Source organism: Synechococcus sp. RC10A2 (assembly GCF_047502605.1).
The window spans coordinates 92,474-98,473 of the sequence record NZ_JANSHP010000023.1 but is presented as its reverse complement, the minus strand read 5'-3'; the positions used below and the strand labels follow the sequence as shown (position 1 = coordinate 98,473).

Here is a 6,000-nt window from a genome sequence, read left to right as displayed (position 1 = left end):
GGCAGCAGCAGTCGCAGGCAGGCGGGCAGCAGCAGTCGCAGGCAGGCGGGCAGCAGCAGTCGCAGGCAGGGGGGCAGCAGCAAGCGCAAGCGGGCGAGGGGGAGCCACAGGGCGCACCGCCGTGCGCCCCTACGCCCCTCTCCCACCCTGTGGGAGAGGGGTCGGGGGTGAGGGCAACACAATCAGCGGCGGGCGAGGGCGCAATCCACTGGGACGAGGGCAGCGGGGTGCATGGGCAGGCGCGCCCGTGGGAACTGCACGCCGACGACCCCAGCACGAACGCCCTCAGCGACTTCGACCGCCAAGCCCTGCAAGAGGAGGTCGCACGGCGCATCGTGGAACATCAAAAAGAGCGCGGCACAGCGCCCGCGGGCTGGCTACGCTGGGCGGAGGCGATTCTCAAGCCGAAGGTGAACTGGCGCGAGCAGCTCAAACGCATCCTGCGCGGGGTCATCAGCGAAGGGCTGGGACACCGACTGGACTACAGCTACCGTCGCCCGCACCGCCGCAGCGCGGTCTATCACCCGCTCTACCTGCCCGCGCTGCAGGGCGAATACAAGCCGCGCGTGGCGTGCGTGGTGGACACTTCGGGGTCAATCAGCGACCGCGAGCTTATGCAATCGCTCGCGGAAGTGCGCGCCGTGCTGGAGGCGTTGCGCATCCCCGTCACGATTATCCCCTGCGACGCCGTGCCGTATGAGGCGATTCGCGTCTTTCACGGCTCCGACTGGCTCAAGGTGCGTCAGGGTCTGCGCGGGGGCGGGGGCACGGATATGGTCGCGGGGCTGAACGCCGCGCTGGCGCTGAAGCCGAAGCCTGAAGCGGTGATTGTGCTGACCGACGGGCACACGCCGTTCCCCGCCACGCGCCCGAAGGACACGGCGGTCATCTGGGCGATATGGCAGTACGGCGACGGCGAGCCGCCCAAGCCGCCGATGCCCCCGTGGCGCGCACGGGATGTGGTGATTGTGCCGATTAGCTAACGCCCAACAGTCGCGCAGGGCGGGTACAATCGTTATATGCCAAAAAGCGCGTCGCTTGTGGCGGTGCAGATGCAGTACCGCTTGGAGGACTACCGCAGCGCGGAGGCGTTCCGCGAGCGCGTGCTGGGGGTGATGCGCGCCGTGCGTCAGCGCGCCCCCAAAGGCGACCTACTGGTGGTGTTCCCTGAAGATGTGGGGCTGGGGCTGATTTTCACGCAGGACTTTGAGCGCATCCAGAGCGCCAAGACGATGGTGGAAGCGGGGCTGCGCCTGATGGAGCGGTATCAGATCAACGCCTTCGCGAATGAGGGGGGCTTCGCGGGGGCGACGCGCACGCTGCTGCGCACGCTTAGCCCCTTCGTGGAGCGGGTGTACCACGAGGTCTTCTCGGAGGCGGCGCGGGTCGGCGGGGCGTGGGTCGTGGCGGGCAGCGCGCCGATTGCGCAGGGCGAGTGTGTCCACAATGTCAGCTACACCTACAACCCGAAGGGCGAGCGCGTGCTGGTGCAGCGCAAAATCAACCTCGTGCCACTGGAGCAGGAGGCAGGCTTGAACCTATGCCCTGCGCCGCGCGAACTGCCCACCGTGAACACCCCTGTGGGCAAGCTGGGCGTGCTAATCTGCTTGGATGGCTTCTACCACGAACTCATCGACCAGCACGCGAAGCGGGGCGTGCGCGTGATTGCGATGCCCTCCTACAATCCGCTGCCGTGGACGAAGGAGGAGGCGCAGGGCTGGGAGAGCGGACTGCTGGCGGGCGTGCAGAAACATCCCGATATGATTGGCGTGAACCCGATGGGCGTGGGCGGCTTCTTCGATGTGCGGGCAGAGGGGCAGTCGTCGATTGTTGCACCGCGCAGTCGCACGCCCGACGGCAGCGGCTACCTCGCCCGTGCTAAAAGCAAAGACCAGGAGGAAATCCTGTTTTACCCTGGGTAGGCAGTGCGCCTGCTTTTTTCAAGTAGCTGTGAACGGTGTGTCGGCGCATTTACCCCAGCCCCTTGACAAGACCCCCTGTCAGTGTGGTATATTAATGGCGTCAACAACGCGGGGTGGAGCAGTCCGGTAGCTCGTCGGGCTCATAACCCGAAGGTCGTGGGTTCAAATCCCACCCCCGCAACCACTTTTTTTAACACCCCCAGGTAGGTACAATTCTCTCCCCATGCTGCCTGAGTGGCTGATTCAGGTGGGCAGCGCGACGCCCGCGCCGACGCATGGCGACCCCACCGTCTGGCGCGAGGCGTGCCTTGAGTCGCGCCCTGTGCTGCTGGCGTCGTGGCTCGCCGAACAATCCCAGCCTGTAGTGATACTCACGCCGTCGTTGGCGCGCGCGGAGCAGTGGCTGGCGGTGCTGCTGCGTCTGGGGCTGCCCGAAGAACGCCTGATGCGCCTGCCCAGTAGCCTGACGCCGCTGCTGGAGCCGACAGGCGTGGAGCAAGAGACGCTCCACGAGCGACTGCGCGCGATGCACGCGCTCTATCGGGGCGAGGCGGTGTGCATCCTTGCGCCGATTGCCGCCGCGCTGCAGCGCACAATGCCACCCGCGCTGTTCGAAGCGGAACTGGTACGCCTGCGCCTGCCCGACGCCGAGCCACCCGACGCGCACGAGTGGCTTACCCACATCGAGCCAGACGCACTGCTACGACGCCTTACTGAAGACGGCTACGAGTACCAAGAGCCTGTGCGCCTGCCTGGGCACTTTGCGCGGCGCGGCGGAATCGTGGATGTGTTCCCGATGGGCGCGGAGTTGCCCGTGCGCATCGAGTTCTGGGGCGACGAGATTGCCAGCCTGCGCCTGTTCGAGCCTGCGACACAGCGCTCCATTAAGCAAATCAGGCACGCTGCCATTCCGCCTGCACGCGAGGCGCCGATGGGCACGCCCGATGTTGCCGAGCGTGTTCGCGCCGAATGGGAAGCCCGAATCGCCCGTCAGCCTGCCGCGCTGCAGCCGACCCTGCGCCAGCACTTGGAGGACGACTTGCGCCCGCTGATGCAAGGCGCGCCGTTCGATCGGCTGGAACTCTACCTGCCGTGGCTGCTGCCCGCGCGCGCCTGCCTATTGGACTACCTGCCCGCAAGCGGCTGGCTAGTGCTTGACGAGCCGCTGATGCTGAACGCCGCCTATGACCGCGCCCTGGAGGAACTGAGCCAGTCGCTCCGCTCGCGCGCCGAGCGCGGCGACATCCCGCCCCTGCAGCCCGACGAATACATGGAGCCGTTCACGCGCGTCGTGCAGCACCGCGCCTGCCTGCTCCTGGGCGACCCGATGCTGGCGTGGGGCAAGCCGTTCCCTGCGACGCGCCAGCACGAGTTGGGCACACGCGCGCTGCGCACGGCTGGGGGCACAGTCGCCGACTTGTGGCAGCGCGTCTACCGCTGGCAGCAAGCAGGCTACAAAATCGTTATCGCGACCGACCGACCCACACAGGTGCGAAAGGCGTTGCAGGAAGCGTCGCTGGAGGGGAGCGTCGAACTGTTTCAAGGCAACCTCGGCGGCGGGTTCGTGTGGGACGCCGAGAAATTCGCGCTGCTGACCGACGGCGAGCTGTTCGAGAGCCACCGCCTGCGCCTGCCGCCGCGCCGATTCACCGAAGGCGTGCCCATCACCTCGATTATGGACTTGCAGCCAGGCGACTATGTGGTGCATATCTATCACGGCGTCGGGGTGTTTCGCGGGCTGACCACGCTGGAGCGCGACGGCGTCAAGCGCGAGTACCTACTGATCGAGTATGCCCACCCCGACCGAATCTTCGTGCCCGTCGACCAGTTAGACCGCATTCAGAAGTACCTTGCGCCCGACGACAAGCCGCCCGAAATCAAGCGGCTGAATAGCCTGATGTGGGCGCGCACGGTCGCCCGCGCCCGCCAGAAAGCGAAAGAGGTCGCCGAGGAGCTGGTGCGCATCTACGCCCTGCGCGAGAAAGCCACCCGCCCCCCCTACGGCGAAGACGCCCCTTGGCAAGCCGAGATGGAGGCGATGTTCCCCTACATCGAGACTGACGGGCAGATGCGCGCGATTGGCGAGGTCAAAGCAGACTTGGAGTCGCCCCACCCGATGGACAGGCTGCTGATTGGCGATGTCGGCTTCGGCAAGACGGAGGTCGCCCTGCGCGCGGCGTTCAAGGCGATTCTGGCAGGACGGCAGGTCGCGCTCATGTGCCCCACCACCATCCTGGCGTATCAGCACTACCAGACCTTCAAAGAGCGGTTCGAGCCGTTCGGCGTGCAAGTCGCCCTGTTGAGCCGCCTAATCAGCCCCGCCGAGCAGAAGCGCATCCTGCACGGGCTGAAAACGGGCGCGGTGGACATGGTCATCGGCACGCACCGCCTGCTAAGCGACGATGTGCAATTCAAAAACTTGGGGCTGGTCATCATCGACGAAGAGCAGCGCTTCGGCGTGATGCAGAAGGAGAAGTTCAAGAAGTTGCGCGGCACGGTCGATGTGTTGTCGATGAGCGCAACGCCCATCCCGCGCACGCTATATATGGCGCTGACCGAGATTCGCGACATGAGCATCATTACCGACCCGCCGCCAGGCAGGCTGCCGATACGCACCGTCGTCGCGCCTTACACAGATTGGATGACGCGCGAGGCGATACTGCGCGAGTTGCAGCGCGACGGGCAGGTGTTCTATGTCGTACCGCGCATTCAGGGCATCACCCATGTTGCCGAGCGGTTGCAGGGACTGGTTCCCCACGCGCGAATCGCCGTCGCGCACGGACAGATGCCCGCGCGCGATGTGGAAGAAACCGTGCTGGCGTTCTACAACCGCGAGTACGATGTGCTGGTCAGCACGACGATTATCGAGAACGGGCTGGACATGCCGAATGTGAACACGCTAATCGTGGAGGGAGCGGAGCGGTTCGGGCTGGGACAGCTCTATCAGTTGCGCGGGCGCGTGGGGCGTTCCGACCGTCAGGCGTATGCCTACTTTCTGTACCGCGCAGGCAAGCTCACCGAGAAGGCGGAAGATCGCCTGCAGGCGCTGCGCGAGTTCTCGCACTTAGGGTCAGGCTTCGCGCTGGCGATGCGTGATTTGGAGATTCGCGGCGCGGGCAACCTGCTCGGCGAGGAGCAGCACGGCGCGATGCGCTCCGTCGGGCTGGAGCTGTATCAGGCGATGCTGCGCGACGCCATCCGCCGCCTGCGGCAGGGGGAGACGCACTGGAGCTTGGACGCGCCCGTCGAGGAGGAGCTGCCCGACGCCAGCAAGTTGCCCGTCCACGCCTACATCCCGCACGAGTATATTCAGGATGTGGCGCAGCGGCTGGGGTATTACAAGCGCATCGCGGGCAGCCGCACACGCGAGGAACTCAAGTCGCTCGTGCGCGAGCTGCGCGACCGCTACGGCGAGCTGCCCACCCCACTGAAGAACCTGATTCGGCTGATGGAGCAGCGTATTCTCGCGCACGCGCTCGGCGTGCAGACAGTCGGCATCGAGGGCAAGCGGCTCGTGCTGCGGTTCAAGCCTGACCGCAAGCTCAAGGCGCGCTGGCAGCTCGCACTGCAGCAAGCGATTCGCGGCATCCGCACGCAGCCCGACGAACTCAGCGCGCCGCTGGGTGAACATCCGCTGGAGACGCTGATGCAGGTGCTGGGCGAACTCAAGGCGTGTGTGGAGACTTAGCCGCCTTCGTAGGGGGGATACCGTCGCCTGAAAGAGTTCTACCAACTGTGCATTCGCCCATCCCCCTGAGATGCGGAACGCCCCACCTGCAAGATTGTCGCTGGTGTCGGGCTGCCCGACCGTGCCGCCGAGGTTGAAGGTTCCGCCTGTGGCGAAGGTGACCCCGCCGCCGTCGATTGTCCACCAGCTGGGGTTCATTCATACCAAAGCAAGGAGGGTTTTTCAGTTGCTTTTCACCCTATGGGGGCTGCCGTAGCCATCCAGGTCTGTAAATCGCCCATAATTTGCCCGTTTTCGGCGTCTTTTGGGCGATTTCGCTTGACTTTACCGCTTTGTGTTGGGTACACTATCCCCGCGCACGCTCGCCGTGCGACATAATCCCAGACAGGA

3 protein-coding genes and 1 tRNA gene are annotated in these 6,000 nt (G+C 65.4%); all 4 read left to right on the top strand.

The annotated features are described in order from the left end of the window. The coding region (locus NW848_RS02760; RefSeq protein ID WP_414510446.1) for a VWA-like domain-containing protein at positions 1 to 983 on the top strand (983 nt) is incomplete at its 5' end. Between the two features lie 36 nt (positions 984 to 1,019). Continuing rightward, positions 1,020 to 1,922, top strand: coding sequence for a carbon-nitrogen hydrolase family protein (locus NW848_RS02755; protein WP_414510445.1), 903 nt, complete (start codon positions 1,020 to 1,022; stop codon positions 1,920 to 1,922). 107 nt (positions 1,923 to 2,029) lie between these two features. Continuing rightward, positions 2,030 to 2,106, top strand: a tRNA-Met gene (locus NW848_RS02750). Between the two features lie 39 nt (positions 2,107 to 2,145). Continuing rightward, positions 2,146 to 5,610: a transcription-repair coupling factor gene (gene mfd / locus NW848_RS02745; RefSeq protein ID WP_414510444.1), complete on the top strand. Its 3,465-nt coding sequence runs from the start codon at positions 2,146 to 2,148 to the stop codon at positions 5,608 to 5,610. Positions 5,611 to 6,000 lie beyond the last annotated feature (390 nt).